Origin of the sequence: Pseudomonas sp. URMO17WK12:I11 (genome assembly GCF_007677725.1) — a bacterium.
Taxonomy (GTDB): domain Bacteria; phylum Pseudomonadota; class Gammaproteobacteria; order Pseudomonadales; family Pseudomonadaceae; genus Aquipseudomonas.
Genome location: NZ_VEDF01000003.1, coordinates 472,451 through 492,054, shown reverse-complemented (window position 1 = coordinate 492,054; position 19,604 = coordinate 472,451). Strand labels below are relative to the sequence as shown.

Here is a 19,604-nt window from a genome sequence, read left to right as displayed (position 1 = left end):
GAGGCCCGAACGGACAATCGTCGCGATCAGTCCTTGCGATAAGGCAGCATCTCCCGCGCCTGCTCGGCATACGCCCGTACTCCGTCGCGCTCCTGTTGCAGAAACTCGTCCACGGCCCGGCGCAAACCCGGATGCAGCAGGTAATGCCAGGACCGGGTGAGCACGGGCTCGAAGCCGCGAATCAGCTTGTGCTCGCCCTGCGCCCCGGCATCGAACCGCTGCAGACCCTCGGCGATGGCGAAATCCATGCCCTGGTAGAAACAGGTTTCGAAATGCAGCCGGTCGAATTCGGCCAGACAGCCCCAGTAGCGCCCAAACAAACTGTCGCCGCCGACCAGGCTCAGCGCCATGGCCACATCACGGTCACTTTGGCGCGCCATGACCACGCGCACGGCCTCGGGCATGCGTTCGGCCAGCAGGCTGAAGAATGCCCGCGTAAGGTATGGCGAGCGGCCCCGCACGGCGTAGGTATTGGCGTAGCAGAGGTAGACGAAGTCCCATTGCGCTTCATCGAGTTCATCGCCTCGGCACCAGCGAAAATCGATGCCCTGCCCTGCCACCTGCTCGCGCTCCTTGCGCATCTGCTTGCGCTTGCGTGAGCTCAGGCTGTCGAGAAAATCCTGGAAGTCGCGGTAGCCGTGATTGCGCCAGTGAAACTGGCAGCCCAGACGCTCCATCCAGCCGGGCTGCCCAGCGATCTGCGCATCGAAGTGCGGCTCGGTGAAATTGATGTGCGCCCCGGACAGCCCGGCTTTGCCCAGGTACTCCGGCAGCGCCTGCAGGACCAAGGATGCATCGGCAGGGTCGAGCGCCAATAGCCGCGGCCCTGTCACCGGACTGAATGGCACGCCGCCGAGCAGCTTGGGGTAGTAGGCGATGCCGGCGCGTTCGCAAGCATCCGCCCAGCCATGGTCGAACACATACTCGCCATAGGAATGCCATTTGCGGTAGGCCGGCAGCAAGGCGCGCACCTGTCCTTCATGTTCCAGCACCAGGTGTTCGGCGGCCCAGCCGGTGGCCGGCGCGACGCTGCCGCTGTCTTCCAGGGCACTGAGAAAGCCATGGCGCAGGAACGGTTGGCCCGGCGGCACCAGGGCGTCCCAGGTCGCCGCTGGCAGATCACGCAGGTGGGCAAGGCTGTAGAGACTGGTCACGTTTTCATCCCACTGAGCAAGGCTGCCAGTATCGGCGAACACGGCCCCGTCACTCAAATGACATTGCACCGGCATACCGGCGCAGGGTGACGACTTCACAGCAGTGCCACTAATTAGACATTAATCTGTCATTCGCCCCCGCAATACTTGCGCCTGTTTTCCGGAAGCTCAGAACCTGTCTAGCCAGGCCCTTTCCGAAGACATGCCAACATGGGGGTAGGCGCCGAGCCTCCCCGAATCTTTCAAGTAGGGAGAACCTTATGCGTCTTGTTTCCACACTTACCGGAGTGAGCCTCACCGGCATGATGTTGGCTCTGAGTACTCCGGCCAGTGCTGCTGTCGACGCCAAGCTGCTCGAAATGCTCCGCGCCAATGGCTCGATCAACCAGGCGCAGTACAACGAACTGCAGGGCGATCTGGCAAAAGAGACCAAGGAAAAGGCCGATCAGAAAGCCCAGTCCGAGCGCATGAGTTCGTTCGAACAGAAAGTCGCCTGGGCCGCCAAGACCCAGATCAAAGGCGATGTGCGCCTGCGTTACGAAGACGTCAACGTCGACAACCCGATTTCCCGCAGCGGCAACCAGGACCGTGAGCGGGTGCGGGCCCGCGTTGGCTTCTACAGCGAGATCAACCCGCAGGTCGATGCCGGCGTGCGCGTGGCCACCGGCAGCAGCGCCGATGCGCGCTCGACCAACCAGAGCCTGGACAACTACTTCGAGAAGAAATCGCTGTGGGTTGACCTGGCCTACCTGGACTGGCACCCGACAGCGGTGCCGAACCTGCACATCATCGGCGGCAAGATGATGCAGCCTTGGGTGAGCATGGGCGACATCATCTGGGACAGCGACATCAACCCTGAAGGCGTTGCCCTCACCTACAAGACCAACGCAGGCCCCGCCGAGGTATTCGGCAGCATCGGCCACTACAACCTCAAGGACAACGTCGACGGCGACGGCGTGCAGTTCAAGCACGATGCGCAGCTGTACGCGGCGCAATTGGGCACCAGGTTCAACGCTGCCGATACCGTCAAGGTCACCGTCGGCGGCAGCCTCTACGGCTACGACAATGACAAGGCCTCGGCAGCGCTGCGCTCGCTGGGCAACACCACCGACGAGTTCAACCTGGTCGAAGGCTTCGGTCAGGTCGATTTCACCGGCTTCGCCATCCCGCTGTCGGCCTATGGCCAGTTCGTCAAGAACACCGAGAGCACCGACGGCAAGGACAAGGCCTGGCTGGCTGGCCTGAAGAGCAAGATCGGCGCCTGGAGCCTGGACTACAACTACCGCGACGTGCAACGCAACGGCGTGGTCAGCCTGTTCACCGACTCGGACTTCGGCAACGGCTTCACCGGCTCGCGCGGGCACAAGTTCAAGGTCGGCTACGAGATCGACAAGAACTTCGCCCTGGGTGCAGCCTACATGATGGCCAAGACCGACTACTCCAACCTGCCCAACAGCAATGCCGACGTAGACACCCTGCAAGTGGATCTGGAAGCCAAATTCTAAGCGATCTGCACCCTGCTTCACGCAAAACGGGAACTGCCGACCCCATCCGGCAGTTCCCGTTTTTTTTACCACTCAGCAACGAGGCGCCAGGCCGCCCTGGCGATCAGCGCTTGCGCAGGATCACGCTGCCGATCGAATAGCCGGCACCGAACGAGCTCAACACGCCCAGGGCGCCTTTGGGCAGATCGTCCTGATACAAGTGGAAGGCAATCACCGAACCTGCCGAGCTGGTATTGGCATAGCGGTCGAGGATGACCGGAGCTTCCTGTTCGCTGACCTCACGCCCCAACAGCTTCTTGACGATCAGGTGGTTCATGCTGAGGTTGGCCTGGTGCAGCCAGAAGCGTTGGACGTCAGACGGTTGCAGGCCGTTTTCTTGCAGGTGCTGGCCGACCAGTTCGGCCACTTTCGGGCACACCTCGCGGAACACCTTGCGGCCTTCCTGGATGAACAGCTTGTCGGCGGCGCTCATCGCCTCCTCCGCAGCGCGGTTGAGGAAGCCGAAGTTGTTGCGGATGTTGTTGGAGAACTCGGTCCACAGTTTGCTGCTGACAATTTCGAACTGATGCGCGGAGCTGGCCTTGTCGGCCCGTTCGAGCAACACCGCGGTAGCGGCGTCGCCGAAGATGAAATGGCTATCGCGATCACGGAAGTTCAAGTGCCCGGTACACACCTCCGGGTTGACCATCAACACTGCCCGCGCCTGCCCGAGCTGGACGCTGTTGGCCGCCGTCTGGATGCCGAAGGTGGCTGAAGAACAGGCCACGTTCATGTCGAAGGCAAACCCTTGGATACCCAGCGCCTGCTGGACCTCGATGGCAATGGCCGGGTATGGCCGCTGCAGGTTGGAACAGGCGACGATCACCCCGTCCACATCGGCCGCGCTGCGACCGGCACGCTCCAGCGCCTGGCGAGCGGCCGCCACGGCCATTTCACAGAGAATCGAAGGTTCGTCGTTGGAGCGCTCTGGCAAACGTGGCTTCATGCGCTGCGGGTCGAGGATGCCGGCCTTGTCCATGACGAAGCGGCTCTTGATTCCCGAGGCCTTTTCGATGAAGGCGGCATCCGACAGCGGCGCCGCTTCGAGTTCGCCGCGCTCGATGGCGGCGGCGTTGTCGTGGTTGTACTGCTCGGACCACGCATTGAAGGAGGCCACCAATTCTTCGTTGGTAATGCTCTGGGCCGGGGTATACAGGCCGGTGCCGCTGATCACGACGTTGTGCACGATCGATCCTCTGTTCAAAGGCCACCGCCACAGGGCGCTGGCTGGGAATAGGTCAGGCTAATGGCACTTTAGTACCAGATTGACCGCGAGGGCATCCCTCGCGTGTGGGCTGCCCCTGCCCACATGGGCCGCGATGCGGCCCAAATTGCCCCAATAGTGCCACAACTGGGGAAGTTTAACCTTCCACCTGGCTCCACTGTTTGCTCAATCGCTTGTCGGAAATCGGCAGCTTGGTACCCAGCTGCTGGGCGAACAACGACACCCGGTATTCTTCCAGCAACCAGCGGTAGAGGGTCAGTTGCTCATCGCGCTTGCCCTCCTGGGCATGCTTGTCGGCGCGCGCCTTGTACTGCGCCCACAGCGTGCTCAGCTCAGCGCTCCAGACCCGGTCTTTCTGCACCTGGGCGCCGAGCTTCTCGAGGCGCAACTCCACGGCCTTGAGGTAGCGCGGCAGCTCCTTGAACCACGACGCCGGCGTTTCCCGAACAAAGCCCGGGTACACCAGGTTGGCCAGCTGCTGCTTGATATCATTGAGCGCCACCGCCTGGCTCAGGTCGATCTTGCCCTTGAAGCGTTTTTGCAAACCATGCCAGAGCTTGAGCACCTCCAGCGTCTGGCGCGCCAGGCGCTCGGCATGCTCGGCCCAGCTGCCGCGCTTGCGTTCGGCCAGCGCGGCCAGCGCCGCACCGTCGCGCGGCAAGGCGGCTTCGCCATCGAGGATGCAACTGTCAAGGCTGGCCAGCAGAATGTCTTCGACCAACGCCTCGACGCGGCCCAGCTCTCGATACAACAAGCCCATTTCGGTCAGCCCAGGGAGTTTGCTGCGCAGGAACTTGGCAGGCTCGGCCAACTGTTGCAGCAGCAGGCGCTGCAACGCCCGACGGTGCTGGAACTGCGCTTCGGCCGGGGTCGAGAAACGCCCCTCACGCACGGTGCCACCCTCTTCCACCAATGCTGGGTAGACGGTCATCGACAGCCCGGCGATCTTCTGCTGAGCGGTCTGCTTGACCTCGCTGAACGCCTTGGCTTGCACCGGCTGTTCGCTGTGTTGGTCGCGCGGCACCGCCAGGGCGGCCTGGCTGGCTGCGGCAAAGCGGGCGGTGAGTGCGTCAAGATCGCGCCCTTCGCCGAGGAACTTGCCCTGACCGTCGACCACCTCGATGTTCATGCGCAGGTGGCCCTCCAACAGGGCCACTGCCTCGGCCCAGGCTTCATCGGGCACGCGCGCGCCGGTCATGCGCAGCAATTGCTGGCCCAGCGCCTGAGGCAATGCGCCCTGGCCGAAGCTCAGGCGCGACAACGAAGCCTTGACGAAGTCCGGCACCGGCACGAAGTTCTTGCGCAAGGCCTTGGGCAGGTTACGCACCAGGGCGATGCACTTGGCCTCGAGCAAACCCGGCACCAGCCATTCCAGGCGTTCGCCCGGCAGGCTGGGCAACAGCGGCGCCGGCACGCGCACGGTGACGCCGTCGCGGGCATGCCCCGGCTCGAAGTGATAGGTCAGCGGCAGCCGCAGGTCGCCGACCTGCAGGCTGTCGGGGTACTGCGCGGCGGTGACCTCGCTGGCTTCACGGGCCAGCACGTCCTCTTCGCGCATGATCAGCAGGTTGGCGTCCTTCTGGCTGCCCATGCGGTACCAGCTATCGAAGGTCGCGGTCTGGTGGATTTCAGCAGGCAGGCGCGCTTCGTAGAAGGCGTAGAGCGTCTCTTCATCGGCCAGGATGTCGCGACGCCGGGCCTTGGCTTCGAGCTCGTCGAGCTCTTCGAGCAGGCGCTTGTTGGCTGCCAGGCACTTGGCGCGCGATTGTATTTCACCGCCGACCAGGCCTTCGCGAATGAACAGCTCACGCGAGGTGACCGGATCGATCGGCCCGAAATGCACCGGCCGGCGACCGACCAGGATCAAGCCGTACAAGGTGATCTGCTCGTACGCCACCACTTGCCCGCGTTTTTTCTCCCAGTGCGGCTCGAAGTGGTTCTTCTTGACCAGATGCCCGGCCAGCGGCTCGATCCAGTCCGGTTCGATCTTGGCCACCATGCGCGCGTAGAGCTTGGTGGTCTCGACCAGTTCGGCGGCCATGACCCACTGCGGGCGCTTGCGGCCCAAGCCTGACGAGGGATGGACCCAGAAGCGGCGCTGGCGGGCACCTTGATAATCGCCGTCCTCGGTCTTGTGGCCGATCTGGCTGAGCAGGCCACTGAGGATGGCCTTGTGCATTTTCTGGTAGTCGCAGGCGTCCTTGTTCACCGCCAACTGCAGGTCGCGGCAGATCAACGCCAGTTGGCGATGGGCATCGCGCCACTCGCGCAGGCGCAGGTAATTGAGGAACTGCTTGCGGCACCAGTTGCGCAATGGGTTGGCGGTCAACGCTTGGCGCTGCTCCTCGAAACCGCGCCACAGGTTGACCAAGGCAGCGAAGTCGGAGTCCACGTCCTTCCACTGTGCGTGCGCCTGGTCAGCGGCCTGCTGACGCTCGGGCGGTCGTTCGCGTGGATCCTGCACCGACAGCGCACTGGTGACGATCAGCACTTCCTGCAGGCTGCCCAGGCGTGCCCCCTCGAGCAGCATGCGCCCCAGGCGTGGGTCGATCGGCAGGCGCGCGAGCTGGCGACCAATGGGCGTCAGCTGGTTTTCCCGATTGACCGCCGACAGTTCCTGCAGCAGGTTGAAGCCGTCGCTGATGGCCTTGCCATCTGGTGGCTCGATGAACGGGAACGCATCGATCGCCCCCAGGCGCAGGTGCAGCATCTGCAGGATCACTGCCGCCAGGTTGGTCCGCAGGATTTCGGGGTCGGTGAAGGCTGGTCGGCTATTGAAGTCCTCTTCACTGTACAGGCGCACGCAGATGCCAGGCTCGACCCGCCCGCAGCGGCCTTTGCGCTGGTTGGCACTGGCCTGGGACACCGCCTCGATCGGCAGACGCTGGACCTTGGCGCGGTAGCTGTAGCGGCTGATGCGCGCCGTGCCGCTGTCGATCACGTAACGGATGCCCGGTACGGTCAGCGAGGTTTCCGCAACGTTGGTCGCGAGCACCACGCGACGCCCCGGATGAGGCTGGAAAATCCGCTGCTGTTCGGCCGGCGACAGGCGTGCATACAACGGCAGGATTTCGGTATGGCGCAGCTGCGCCTTGCGCAGGATTTCGGCGGCATCGCGAATTTCCCGTTCGCCCGGCAGGAACACCAGCACATCGCCCGGCCCTTTGCCAACGCTGCGTTCGTGCTGGGCAATTTCGTCGAGCGTGGCAAGGATGGCCTGGTCGATGGTGAGATCGTCCTCGACCTGGTTGCCCTCCTCGTCCTGCTCGCTGGTCAGCGGGCGGTACCAGGTTTCCACCGGGAAGGTCCGCCCGGACACCTCGATGATCGGCGCATTGTCGAAGTGCTTGGAGAAGCGCTCGAGGTCGATGGTCGCCGAGGTGATGATCAGCTTGAGCTCGGGGCGACGGTGCAGCAGCGTCTTCAGGTAACCGAGCAAAAAATCGATGTTCAGGCTGCGCTCGTGGGCTTCGTCGACGATGATCGTGTCGTAACGCTCGAGAAAGCGATCATGCTGGGTTTCGGCGAGCAGAATACCGTCGGTCATCAGCTTGACCAAGGTGTTGGCATCGCTTTGGTCTTCAAAGCGTACCTGGTAACCGACCAACGCCCCCAATGGCGTGCCGAGTTCTTCGGCAACCCGCGCGGCCACGCTGCGCGCGGCGATCCGCCGGGGCTGGGTGTGGGCGATCAGGCCATGGCTGCCACGGCCCATTTCCAGGCAGATCTTGGGCAACTGCGTGGTCTTGCCGGAACCGGTCTCGCCGGCGATGACCAGCACCTGGTGCTCGGCCAGCGCCTTTTTGATCTCGTCACGCTTGGCCGCGATCGGCAGGCTGTCGTCGTAGCGGATCGGCGGCACGCTGTTCTGTCGTGCGCTGACCTGGGCGAAGGAAGCCTCGACCTTTTGCACCCACTGCGCCAGCTTCGCCTCGTCGGGGCGCTTGCGCAGCTCGTGCAATTGCCGGCGCAAACGGTGGCGCTCGGCGATCATGGCGTGGTCGAGGTTTTGCAGCAATTTGTCGATGGCTTGGTCGGTCATGGGGCTTTTGAGGGTGCAGGTGAGCCTGCTATGTCCTGATCGGCATTCGAATGATGCGCGATTGTCGCAGATTTGCCGGGTTTCTGCTGGAGCTGCTGGCGGGCGCGGCGAGCGGCGACATGTCAGGCTGAATGTTTAGCCAGGCGCAACGTGAAGGTTGCCATTCACTGCTTTAATCAACATTACGCCGCATGTGAGTATCGACGGCATGACTTGCGCCCCGACCCTCGTTCCACCGGTGTCACGCCCTTCGCCGGCGAAGGCTCGGTCGCGTGCCGGTGAAAATCCGTTGGTCAATCGCATCATCGCCTTCTGGGCCCTGTGGCATTGCCGCCATGCACGCCCGCCGGATGCCTCGCTCCCGCCCCTGTGACATTCTCCGGCCGCCATCTGGCCGCCTGTCTCGAGTGAACCGCGCGCACGCGCAGGTTCCGAGCGTTTGTGAGCGAATAGATCATGCATTTTGCACCCATGGAACACGCCCGCCGTTTTCTCGAACACCACCCGGATATCGAACTGTTCGAGCTGTTCATCCTCGACGCCAATGGCGTGCCACGTGGCAAGCTGCTGCACCGCGATGAGCTGCTCGCGGTGTATGAGAGCGGACGACCGCTGCCCAGCACCATCCTCGGCCTGACCCTCAATGGCGATGACGTGGAAAACTCAGGACTGGTCTGGGATGTCGGCGATATCGACTGCCGCGCCTACCCGCTTCACGGCAGCCTGGTGCGCCTGCCATGGCGGCGTGTGCCGACCGCTGCCGTGCAGGTCAGCATGCACCCCAGTGAAGGCATGCCGGCCAGTGTCGCCGATCCGCGCCATGTGTTGCTGCGCACCATCGCGGCGCTCGAGGCCGACGGTTACCACCCGGTGATGGCCTGCGAGCTGGAGTTCTTCCTGCTCGACCAGCAGCGTGACGCCCAAGGCCGCCCGCAACCGGCACTGGACAACGACGGCGGACGACCGCGCAGCACCCAGGTCTACGGCCTGCGCGAATTGGAGCAGATCGAGCCGTTTCTCGCTGACGTGTATGCCGCGTGCAAGGCCCAGGGCATTCCAGCGCGCACGGCGATCTCCGAATACGCGCCCGGCCAGGTGGAAATCACCTTGGAGCACGGCCCTGCGCTGGCCGCCATGGACCAGGCGGTGCGCTACAAACGCCTGGTCAAAGGCGTGGCCCATGCCCATGGCATGCAGGCCTGCTTCATGGCCAAGCCGTTCGCGCAGCTGGCCGGCACCGGCATGCACATGCATTTGAGCCTGGCCGATAGCGCCGGCCACAACCTGTTCGCCAGCGACGACCCAGCCGGTACCGCACTGCTGCGCCAGGCAGTGGCCGGTATGTTGCGTCACCTGCGCGAGTCGCTGTTGCTGTTCTGCCCCAACGCCAACTCCTTCCGCCGCTTCCAGGCCAACAGTTATGCACCGCTGGCGCCGACCTGGGGTGTCGACAACCGCACCGTCAGCCTGCGCGTACCCGGTGGACCGGCCAGCAGCCGCCATGTCGAACATCGGATCTGCGGCGCCGATGCCAACCCTTACCTGGCCGCTGCCGCCATTCTCGCTGCCAGCCACAGCGGCATTCGCGGGCAACTCGATCCAGGCCCTGCGGTACAGGGCAATGGCTACGCCCAAGCCTGCGAGCACCTGCCGACCGACTGGCTGACCGCGCTCGAGGCCCTCGAGCGTTCCGAATGGGCGCGCGAAACCCTGGGCGAGGCGTTTCTGGGCGTCTACCTCAAGGTCAAACGCGCCGAGTACCGCCAGTTCATGGCCGAAGTCAGCGAACAGGACTGGCGTTGGTACCTGCACCAGGCCTGAGCCGTCTCTTTTCAGAACAAGGAACACCCATGAACGCAGCAGCGAAAAACCCCACGGCCCAGCGCGTATCGTCCTACTACAGCGCCACCGTGAACGACCACAGCAGCTATCCGCAACTGCGCGGCACCGTACAGGCTGACGTGGCCATCATCGGTGGCGGCTTCACCGGTATCGCCACGGCGGTGGAGCTGGCCGAGCGGGGCCTGAAGGTCGCGCTCATCGAAACCCACCGCATCGGCTGGGGCGCCAGCGGCCGCAATGGCGGCCAGGTGACCGGCAGCCTGTCCGGCGACGAGGCCATGCGCGGGCAAATGCGCAGCCGCCTGGGCAGTGAGGTGGACGACTTCATCTGGCAGTTGCGCTGGCGCGGTCACCAGATCATCGAGCAGCGCGTGCAACGCTATGGCATTGCCTGCGACCTCAAGCACGGCCATTTGCACGCGGCGATGAAACCCTCGCACATGAACGAGCTACGCGGATTCCAGGCGGAGGCCGAACGCCGCGGCATGGGCGAGCAGGTGCAATTGCTCGACCGCAACGGGGTTGCCGAGCACCTGCAGAGCCCGCTGTACCTGGGCGCCTTGAAGAACCTGCGCAACCTGCACCTGCACCCGCTGAACTTGTGCCTGGGTGAAGCACGCGCAGCCCACGCCCTGGGAGCACTCCTGTTCGAGAACTCCGAGGTGCTGGACATCGTCCATGGCCCACGCCCTGCGGTGATCACCGCCCACGGTCGGGTCGAGGCGCGTCAGGTCATGCTGGCGGGCGATGTGTACCACAAGCTTGAGCAGAAACAACTCAAGGGCAAGATATTCCCGGCCATGGGCGGTATCGTCACCACCGCCCCACTGGGCGAACTGGCTGCGCAGATCAACCCGCAGGACCTGGCGGTGTACGACTGCCGCTTCGTGCTCGACTATTATCGGCTAACGGCTGACAAACGCCTGCTGTTCGGCGGCGGCGCCAATTATTCAGGCAAGGATTCACGCGACATCGAAGCCGAGCTGCGTCCATGCATCGAACGCACCTTCCCGGCGCTCAAGGGAGTGCCAATCGACTTTCAATGGAGCTGCGCCATGGGCATCGTGGTCAACCGCATCCCGCAATTGGGCAAGCTCTCGGACAATGTCTGGTATTGCCAGGGCTACTCCGGGCATGGCATCGCCACCAGCCACATCATGGGCGAAATCATGGCCGAAGCGCTGACGGGGACGCTGGAGAAATTCGATACCTTCGCCCAATGCAAGCATGTGCAGGTACCGATGGGGGATTGGCTGGGCAATCCGTTGCTGGCCGCGGGAATGTGGTACTACCAGATGCTGGAAAAACTGCGCTGATCGGATTGGCTGCTGTGGGAGCGCCCGGGCGAGGCCGCTCCCACTCAGACCGTACAGGCCTGTGGATCAGGCGATCTTCTTCAGCCCTTGCTTCTTCAGCTCTTCGTCGCGCAGCTCGCGGCGCAGGATCTTGCCGACGTTGGTGGTCGGCAAGCCATCACGAAACTCGATGAAGCGTGGCACCTTGTAGCCAGTGACATTGGCGCGCATATGCTCCATCACCTGCTCTTTGGTCACGGTCATGCCTGGCTTGACCACGATGAACACCTTGATCACTTCCCCGGACTTCTCGTCCGGTACGCCGATGGCTGCACACTGCAGGACCCCAGGCAAGCCTGCCAGTACATCCTCCAGCTCGTTGGGGTACACGTTGAAGCCGGAAACCAGAATCATGTCCTTCTTGCGATCGACGATCCGCATGTAGCCGTCGGCCTGAATCAGCGCAATGTCACCAGTCTTCAACCAGCCTTCGCTGTCGAGGATCTCAGTGGTAGCATCCTCGCGTTGCCAGTAGCCCTTCATCACTTGTGGGCCTTTGACGCACAACTCGCCCACCTCGCCCAACGGCAACTCGTTGCCAGCATCGTCGATCACCTTGCACAAGGTCGAGGGCACGGGGATGCCGATGGTTCCGACCTGGTTGGCTTCCGACGGGTTGACCGCCGCCACCGGGCTGGTTTCGGTCATGCCGTAGCCTTCGCAGATCGCGCAGCCGGTGACGCTCTTCCAGCGCTCAGCGACGCTGAGCTGCAAGGCCATGCCGCCTGACAGGGTGATTTTCAAGGCCGAGAAATCCAGGGCGCGGAACGCCTCGTTATTGCACAAGGCGACGAACAAGGTGTTGAGGCCGACGAAGCCACTGAATTTCCACTTGCCCAGTTCCTTGACCATCGCCGGCAGATCGCGCGGGTTGCTGATCAGCACGTTGTGGTTGCCGATCAGCATCATCGCCATGCAATGGAAGGTAAAGGCGTAGATGTGGTACAGCGGCAGCGGCGTGATGAGGATTTCGCAGCCTTCCTGCAAGTTCGAGCCCATCAAGGCGCGGCACTGCAGCATGTTGGCGACCAGGTTACGGTGGGTCAGCATGGCGCCCTTGGCCACGCCGGTGGTGCCGCCGGTATATTGCAGCACGGCGACATCGTTGGCCTGGGGATTGGCTTCGGTGACCGGCTGGCCCTTGCCCAGGGCCAGGGTATCGTTGAAGCGTACGGCCTGCGGCAGGTGGTAGGCCGGGACCATCTTCTTCACGTACTTGATCACGCTGTTGATCAACAGGCGCTTGAGCGGCGGCAGCAGGTCGGCCACCTCGGTGACGATGACGTGCTTGACCTGGGTCTTGGGCACGACTTTTTCAGCCAGGTGCGCCATGTTGGCCAGGCATACCAAGGCCTTGGCACCAGAGTCGTTGAATTGGTGCTCCATCTCCCGCACGGTGTACAGCGGGTTGGTGTTGACCACGATCAGGCCGGCGCGCATGGCACCGAAGACTGCTACCGGGTACTGCAGGACGTTGGGCAGCTGGACGGCAATCCGATCACCGGGTTTGAGGTCGGTGTGCTGTTGCAGCCATGCGGCGAACGCACCGGAAAGCGCATAGAGCTCACCGTAGGTCAGGGTCTTGCCCAGGTTGCTAAAGGCCGGTTTGTCGGCAAAGCGTTGGCAGGATTGCTTGAGTACCGCCTGGATGTTGGGGAATTCGTCAGGATTGATCTCCGCCGTAATCCCGGCTGGGTACTTATCCTTCCAAAAATGTTCGATCATGGAAGCCCACTCCTTCAGCAACAGCGAAGTTCGATTTACGCGTCGATGCGTTTATTATTGATATGAGATGCCGGCTCGTTGCAAACCGAATCATCTGAAAGCGGGCCGAGAGTAACAGCTTTGATTGGGGTCGCCTAGAGCCTAAAGCGGGCTTTGCGGTCACAATAATGACTCAATGAACGCTTTAAGTCATATTTAGAGTATTTAACTTAAAGTTCCGAGTTTCCAGCCGCAAGCTGCACGTTAGAGCGGCTGTGCCGCTGATTCCTGCAGCTTGCGGCCGGATTTTTGCGGCGCGCTTCAGGCGATGTCGCGCAGTTCTCGGCGCAGGATCTTGCCAACCGGGGTCATGGGCAGGGACTCACGCACGACGATGTGCTTGGGCACCTTGTAACCGGTGAAGTTGGCTTTGCAGTAGGTTTTCAGGTCCTCCACACTCACCCCGCCTTCGCGGGCGACCACGAACAGTTTCACCGCCTCGCCCGAACGCTCGTCCGGGACACCGATGGCGGCGCAGCTGGCGACCTGGGGATGGGCCATGACGACCTCTTCGATCTCGTTGGGGTACACATTGAAGCCCGAGACGATGATCATGTCCTTTTTACGGTCGACGATTCGGGTGAAGCCGTCCGGGTCGATCACCGCGATATCGCCCGTCTTGAACCAGCCCTCGGCATCCAGCGCCTGCGCAGTGGCTTCAGGTTGCTGCCAGTAGCCTTTCATGACCTGCGGCCCCTTGATGCACAGTTCACCGCGCTCGCCCAGCGGCAGCGCGTTGCCGTCATCGTCGATGACCTTGAATGCCGTGCCAGCCACCGGGATACCCACCGTGCCCAGCCGCGCCAGTGAGCCGTAGGGGTTGGTGCTGGCGACCGGGGACGTCTCGGTCAGGCCATAGCCCTCGACGATGCGGCAGCCCGTCAACTGCTCCCAGCGTTCGGCGGTGGCCTTGACCAGCGCGGTGCCGCCGGAGTTGGTCACTTTCAGCGCCGAGAAGTCGAGCTGGCGAAAACCTGGATGGTCCATCAGCGCGACAAACAGGGTGTTCAAGCCCAGCAGCGCGGAAAACCGCCACTTGCCCAGCTCTTTGATGAAGCCTGGTATGTCACGCGGATTGGTGATCAGCACGTTGTGATTGCCGGTGACCATCATGCACATGCAGTTCGCGGTGAAGGCATAGATGTGGTACAGCGGCAACGGCGCAATCATGACCTCCTGACCTTCCTTGATCAGTTGCTGGCCATCAGGGCCATGCTGGGAAAAGCAGGCCAGCACCTGCAGCATGTTGGCCACCAGGTTGGCGTGGGTGAGCATGGCGCCCTTGGCCAGGCCCGTGGTGCCGCCGGTGTACTGCAGCACTGCGATGTCATCCAGCGTTAGCGCAACGGATTGCGCGGTGAGGCTGCTACCTGCGCGCAGCACGTGCTTGAAGGCATGGGCCTGGGGTAGATGGTAGGCCGGGACCATCTTCTTGAGCTTGTCGACCACGGTGTTGACCAACCAGCCCTTTGCCGCGGGCAGCAGGTCGCCCATCTTCGCTTCGATCAGGTACTCGATGCCGGTGTCGGGCAACACCTCCTGCACCCGCTTGCCGAACATGTTCAGGTACACCAGCGCACGCGCTCCGGAGTCCTTGAACTGGTGGCGCATCTCGCGCTCGGTGTACAGCGGGTTGGTATTGACCACGATCAGCCCGGCACGCAGGGCGCCGAACACCGCGATGGGGTACTGCAGCACATTGGGCATCTGCACCGCGATGCGATCACCCGGCTTGAGGTCGGTGTGCTGCTGCAGCCAGGCGGCAAAGGCCGCCGAGTGGCGCTCGAGTTCGGCGTAGGTCAGGGTGACGCCAAGGTTGCTGAACGCCGGACGGTCGGCAAAGCGCTTGCAGGAGCGCTCGAAGACCTCGACGACCGAAGCGTATGCGTGAATATCGATGGTGGAAGGCACGCCCGCGGGGCGTTTGTCGTTCCAGAAGTCGGCTTGCATTTATTATTGTTCCTCTGCCTGCGCCTGCACTGAGTCCTTGTCCTGGTTGCCTGACGGCAAACAGGCGTTGAACCGACGTTAGCAGGTAAGCCCGAGGTGGCCTATACGCCAAGCGCTGCCATTAACATTGTGAATCTTATTTCTGCCCTTGGCGCAATTTCACCGGCTGCCCATACACTGTCCGACGAGCAATGTGATGCGCCGCCACTGGGCAAGCGTCTCACCCATCAGGCCGGCGCCCCGCGCGCACGGCACCCGAATCGAACCGTTACCGGGCGCCCCGCCGCCCGTTCAAGGAAGCCTAGATGACCCAGGTCAGCAACACGCCTTACGAAGCTCTGCAAGTCGGCCAGAAGGCCACTTACGAAAAATCCGTCGCAGAACGCGACATCCAGCTGTTCGCCGCCATGTCCGGTGACCATAACCCAGTGCACCTGGACGCCGAGTTCGCTGCCAAGAGCATGTTCCGCGAGCGGATTGCCCACGGCATGTTCAGCGGTGCCTTGATCAGCGCTGCGGTGGCCTGCACCCTGCCCGGCCCCGGGACCATCTACCTGGGCCAGAAGATGAGCTTCCAGAAGCCGGTGAAGATCGGTGACACCCTGACCGTGCGCCTGGAAATTCTCGAAAAACTGCCGAAATTCAAAGTCCGCATCGCCACCAACGTCTACAACCAGAACGACGAACTGGTGGTCGAAGGCGAGGCCGAGATCCTTGCGCCACGCAAACAGCAGACGGTCGAGCTGGTATCACCACCGAACTTCATCGCCAGCTGATGGCGTTGCCGGCTCATTCGCCGGCCAGCACCTGCGCGTAGCGCTCGCGGTCCACGTTGGCACCACTCAGGATCACCGCCACGCGCTTGCCAGCCTGGCGTTCGCGCTCCTGCAACAAGGCCGCCAGCGCTGCGGCGCCGGCGCCTTCGGCAGTATTGTGAGTGGTTTCGTGATACAGGCGCATGGCCTGGGCAATCTCACTGTCGCTGACCCGCACGATGCGAGCGGCGTGCTCGTGCACCACGGCGAACGCCTCAGGGTGCGGCACCCGGCACGCCATACCGTCGGCGAAGGTGTCGGCGCTGGCAGTGGTAACGATGCGCCCCTGCTCGAAGCTCTGCGCATAGGCGTCGGCAGCGCTGGAGACGACGCCGACGATCTCGGTCTCCAGCCCCAACAGGTTGCGCGCCTGAATCAAGCCGCAGATGCCCGATCCCATGCCGATGGGCACGTACACGCAATCGAGTGCAGCCACCGCATCGAACAGCTCCAGCGCATAGGTAGCCACGCCGCGCACCAGCTCCGGGTGAAACGACGGCACCATGTCATAGCCCAGCTGCTGCGCCAGGCGCGCGGCCTCTTCGCGGGCGACGTCGAAATCGACACCGTGCTCGACCAATTCGGCGCCCAGCGCGCGCATGGCGGCGTTCTTTTCTCGGGAGTTGCCCTCAGGCACCACGATCACCAGTGGCACGCCGGCCTGGCTGGCAGCGAGCGCCATGCTCTGGCCATGATTGCCGCGGGTGGCGGTGACCAGGCCGCGCGGCGGCTTGCCTGCGGCCAGCAGCGAGCGCACGTAGACCAGCCCTCCACGGACCTTGAAGGCGCCGGTCGGGTTGTGGTTTTCGTGCTTGACCCAGACCTCGCAGCCAGCCTTCTGGGCAAGCAGTGGCCAGATTCGCTGCGGCGTTGGCGGGACGTGCTGGTGTACGAAAGCGGCGGCTTCGCGCAGGGCGGCGAGGTCGAACATGACGATTGTCCTTGTCGGTAGGGTACATACCGATCCTAATCGCCTTGGTGGGTGCAGGTAAACGTGCGGGCCCTGTCAGCGCCTCAACGCGGTGCCAGGGCCCTGGCCCATCAGCCCTGTTGACAGCCTTCGCCCATGGCCCGGTATTGAATGGTGTGCACCTGGCCCTGATGGTCTTCATAGGTCATCGTGGCAGGAACCACTTCACACACATTGGGGATGGTCGACAGGTTGATCACCCGCTTGATGTCAAGGTTCATGGAGTAGTCGTACTGCTGGGCCGCAGGTGCGCCCGGTACTGACTTGGCCTCGTCGGCGAGCGCGAACGAGGACACACCGACCAATGCAAGAATCAGTAGTGATTTCATGTGTTATAGCCTTCAAATCTATCGAGCTGATCGCAAGACTTCTAATGCCGTCACTGGCGCGGAGAAGTTGTCATCAACCGCAAAGAGATGACACGAAGTACCGATCCCGCTTCATCGTACTGCCAGGGGAATGGTTAAAATTCTACGCTTGGCCGGCAATAGTTGAACCCTGAAGTGGGATATTCACCCTTGCAGAATTTGCAACAGTCTGCGACAAAGCGCAGCGGCTGCCGCTCATGAACGATGATCGCTTGGACTCACAGGGCACGATGAGCATGACCAATCTGCGCTGCACCCTTCTCACAGGCCCGGAGCGGCGACTGCTCGAGCACTTCTACAAGCAACACGGCTCACGCATGCGCCCTGCCAATGATGGGCAGTGCTGGGTCGCCCGCAGCCCGCAGATCGTTGCTGGTCTGTGCCTGACGCCGATCGCCGATGGGCACTGGTTGACTGGGCTTTTCGTGGCGCCAGCGCAGCGTAGGGGAGGTATCGCCGCGCAGCTGGTCGAGGCTGCCCTGGCAGCTCACCACGGCCCGACCTGGCTGTTCTGCCAGCCGCAGCTTTTGGCGTACTACCAAAGGCTGGGGTTCAACAGCACCCCGCACCTGCCTGAAGCCCTGGCATCGCGCCTGCAGCGCTACCTGCGCAGCAAGCCATTGCTCGCCATGGTCCGCGCTCAGTCGTCGCTGCTTTCAAGCCCCGGGAACAGCACGTCGGTATAACCGAACTTGGCGAAGTCCTGAATGCGCGATGGGTACAAGCGGCCGATCAAATGGTCGCACTCATGCTGCACTACCCGGGCATGGAAACCGTCGGCAAAACGGTTGATTGCCTGGCCCTGCGGATCGACGCCTTCGTAGCGGATATGCTTGAAGCGCGGCACTACGCCGCGCAAACCTGGCACGGACAGACACCCTTCCCAGCCTTCCTCGATTTCGCTGTTAAGCGCTGTAATCACGGGGTTGAGCAAGATGGTCTGGGGCACCGGCTCGGCGTCGGGATAGCGCTCGCTGCGCTCGAAGCCAAAGATCACCAGCTGCAGATCGATGCCGACCTGTGGAGCTGCAAGCCCCACCCCGCCCACGTGGTGCATGGTCTCGAACATATCGTCGATGATCTGCTGCAACTGGGCAGAACCGAACATGGCGTCGGGCACCGCCTGGGCAATGCGCAGCAAGCGTTCATCGCCCATTTTGATGATGTCGCGGATCATCGTGGCTGTGGCTCGGTGGGCTGCGGCTCGACCGGACGCTCATGCCCGAGCACGGTGTGGGTCTGTTTCGCCGGTTCGTCTTCGAAGTCTTTCTCGCCCGGGTCCTTGCCTTCGGCCGACATGTGCTCGATCACCGCGTTCATTTCAGCGCCGAGCAGCAGCACTGCCGCCGAAATGTAGAAGTACAGCAGCAGCACGATGATCGCACCGATGCTGCCATACATGGCGTTGTAGTCGGCGAAGGTCTTGACGTAATAGGCAAAGCCCAGTGAAGCGATGATCCACACCACCACCGCCAGTACCGAGCCCGGGGTGATGAAACGGAATTTCTGTTTGACGTCAGGCATCACGTAGTACATCAGCGCCACCGCCACCATCATCAACAGGATGATCGCCGGCCAGCGCAGGATGGTCCAGACCACCACGATCATTTCTTCGAGGCCAACCTGGGCGGCGATCCATTCCATGACCTGCGGCCCGAGCACCATCAGCGCGGCTGACACCAACAGCATGCCGGCAATGCCGATGGTATAGACGATCGACAACGGAAAGAGCTTCCACACAGGCCGGCCTTCGGTGACGTCGTAGGCCGCGTTCATGGCGCTCATCATCAAGCGCACGCCCGCCGACGCCGTCCACAGGGCGATGACGATACCAATCGACAGCAGGCCGCCCTTGGACTGCTGCAGCTGGTCGATCACCGGGTTGACCAGATCCAGCGCTTGCGGGGGCAATACCAGCTCCGATTGCAGGCGCAACCAGGAGAAGAAATCGGGGAGATGCAAGAAACCGATCAAGGCGATCAGGAACAACAGGAAGGGGAACAACGAGAACAGCATCTGGTAAGCCAGTGCCGAGGCGTAGGTCGACATCTCATCGTCGACGAACTCTTTGACGGTGCGTATCAGCACGCGGTGCAGAGGCAGGCCCTGCAGAGCGGGGAAAATCATAGCGTCTCCTTTCGCCGCTTGATTCTTGAGTACAACGAGCAAGTCTACTAGACCCTGACGGCGCTGCACTGATCCCAGCCATGCCTGAAGCGAAATCGACTCACCCGCACCGGCGGCACCGGTGCGGGTGAGCATGGATCATGGCTTCTTCACAGCGTCTTTCACATCACCTTTGACCTGCTGGCCTTCACCCTTGATTTCCTGGGCTTTGCCTTCGGCACGCAGCTTGTCGTTGTCGGTCACTTTGCCGACGCCTTGCTTGACGTTGCCGACTGCTTCATTGGCCATACCTTTGATCTTGTCTTTGGTGCCGCTCATGGCAAATCTCCTGCAAAGGGGACACGTAACTGTGTCGACAGTAGGTGGACCCGCCGCTTGATGCAGGAGTTTCATCGATTTTTTTCGAACAAGCCAAACGGTTCTCGCCAACGGGTTTTCTACGGTAATC

Annotated in this window: 15 protein-coding genes; 5 read left to right on the top strand and 10 right to left on the bottom strand. The window is 62.5% G+C overall.

The window, feature by feature from the left end; all coding sequences use genetic code 11:
• Positions 1 to 26: 26 nt before the first annotated feature.
• Positions 27 to 1,154 (bottom strand): GNAT family N-acetyltransferase, encoded by a 1,128-nt coding sequence (locus tag FS665_RS08705; RefSeq protein ID WP_145186435.1) that lies wholly within the window; start codon positions 1,152 to 1,154, stop codon positions 27 to 29.
• 260 nt (positions 1,155 to 1,414) lie between these two features.
• Between FS665_RS08705 and FS665_RS08700 the strand changes: the two genes are divergently transcribed.
• Positions 1,415 to 2,659: a putative porin gene (locus FS665_RS08700; RefSeq protein WP_145186321.1), complete on the top strand. Its 1,245-nt coding sequence runs from the start codon at positions 1,415 to 1,417 to the stop codon at positions 2,657 to 2,659.
• 103 nt (positions 2,660 to 2,762) lie between these two features.
• Here the strand turns inward: FS665_RS08700 and FS665_RS08695 are convergent, their stop codons facing one another.
• Together FS665_RS08695 and hrpA are read right to left on the bottom strand one after the other, a co-directional pair.
• Positions 2,763 to 3,884, bottom strand: a complete 1,122-nt coding sequence (locus FS665_RS08695) for a beta-ketoacyl-ACP synthase III (protein ID WP_145186318.1) — start codon at positions 3,882 to 3,884, stop codon at positions 2,763 to 2,765.
• 175 nt (positions 3,885 to 4,059) lie between these two features.
• Positions 4,060 to 7,965 (bottom strand): ATP-dependent RNA helicase HrpA, encoded by a 3,906-nt coding sequence (hrpA, locus tag FS665_RS08690; protein WP_145186315.1) that lies wholly within the window; start codon positions 7,963 to 7,965, stop codon positions 4,060 to 4,062.
• Positions 7,966 to 8,421: 456 nt separating this feature from the next.
• Here hrpA and FS665_RS08685 point away from each other — a divergent pair, with 456 nt between their 5' ends.
• Both FS665_RS08685 and FS665_RS08680 read left to right on the top strand, forming a co-directional pair.
• The gene (locus FS665_RS08685; RefSeq protein WP_145186312.1) at positions 8,422 to 9,786 is read left to right on the top strand and encodes a glutamine synthetase family protein; all 1,365 of its coding nucleotides are present in this window, start codon (positions 8,422 to 8,424) and stop codon (positions 9,784 to 9,786) included.
• 29 nt (positions 9,787 to 9,815) lie between these two features.
• A complete protein-coding gene (locus FS665_RS08680) occupies positions 9,816 to 11,123 on the top strand; it encodes an FAD-binding oxidoreductase (protein ID WP_145186309.1) in 1,308 nt (435 codons plus the stop codon).
• A gap of 66 nt (positions 11,124 to 11,189) precedes the next feature.
• Here FS665_RS08680 and fadD1 read toward each other — a convergent pair whose 3' ends face one another.
• Together fadD1 and fadD2 are read right to left on the bottom strand one after the other, a co-directional pair.
• Positions 11,190 to 12,887 (bottom strand): long-chain-fatty-acid--CoA ligase FadD1, encoded by a 1,698-nt coding sequence (gene fadD1 / locus FS665_RS08675; protein ID WP_145186306.1) that lies wholly within the window; start codon positions 12,885 to 12,887, stop codon positions 11,190 to 11,192.
• A 300-nt stretch (positions 12,888 to 13,187) separates the two neighbouring features.
• A complete protein-coding gene (gene fadD2 / locus FS665_RS08670; RefSeq protein WP_145186303.1) occupies positions 13,188 to 14,876 on the bottom strand; it encodes a long-chain-fatty-acid--CoA ligase FadD2 in 1,689 nt (562 codons plus the stop codon).
• Between the two features lie 305 nt (positions 14,877 to 15,181).
• On the opposite strand from fadD2, the gene FS665_RS08665 reads away from it, so the two are divergent.
• On the top strand, positions 15,182 to 15,652 hold the full coding sequence (locus FS665_RS08665; RefSeq protein ID WP_145186300.1) for a MaoC family dehydratase: 471 nt from the start codon (positions 15,182 to 15,184) through the stop codon (positions 15,650 to 15,652).
• 13 nt (positions 15,653 to 15,665) lie between these two features.
• Here the strand turns inward: FS665_RS08665 and FS665_RS08660 are convergent, their stop codons facing one another.
• On the bottom strand, positions 15,666 to 16,622 hold the full coding sequence (locus tag FS665_RS08660; RefSeq protein WP_145186297.1) for a threonine dehydratase: 957 nt from the start codon (positions 16,620 to 16,622) through the stop codon (positions 15,666 to 15,668).
• Positions 16,623 to 16,732: 110 nt separating this feature from the next.
• Entirely contained in the window at positions 16,733 to 16,990 is a 258-nt protein-coding gene (locus FS665_RS08655) for a DUF2790 domain-containing protein (protein WP_145186294.1), read from the bottom strand.
• 275 nt (positions 16,991 to 17,265) lie between these two features.
• Here FS665_RS08655 and FS665_RS08650 point away from each other — a divergent pair, with 275 nt between their 5' ends.
• Positions 17,266 to 17,715 (top strand): GNAT family N-acetyltransferase, encoded by a 450-nt coding sequence (locus FS665_RS08650; protein WP_145186291.1) that lies wholly within the window; start codon positions 17,266 to 17,268, stop codon positions 17,713 to 17,715.
• Here FS665_RS08650 and def read toward each other — a convergent pair.
• From def to FS665_RS08635, 3 genes are all read right to left on the bottom strand, one after another.
• Positions 17,670 to 18,206: a peptide deformylase gene (gene def, locus FS665_RS08645; RefSeq protein WP_145186288.1), complete on the bottom strand. Its 537-nt coding sequence runs from the start codon at positions 18,204 to 18,206 to the stop codon at positions 17,670 to 17,672. The two genes, FS665_RS08650 and def, sit on opposite strands and share 46 nt — an antisense overlap.
• Positions 18,203 to 19,156, bottom strand: a complete 954-nt coding sequence (locus tag FS665_RS08640) for a YihY/virulence factor BrkB family protein (protein ID WP_145186286.1) — start codon at positions 19,154 to 19,156, stop codon at positions 18,203 to 18,205. Before FS665_RS08640 ends, def begins: the two co-directional genes overlap by 4 nt.
• 138 nt (positions 19,157 to 19,294) lie before the next feature.
• Entirely contained in the window at positions 19,295 to 19,474 is a 180-nt protein-coding gene (locus tag FS665_RS08635) for a CsbD family protein (protein WP_145186283.1), read from the bottom strand.
• Between the last annotated feature and the right edge of the window lie 130 nt (positions 19,475 to 19,604).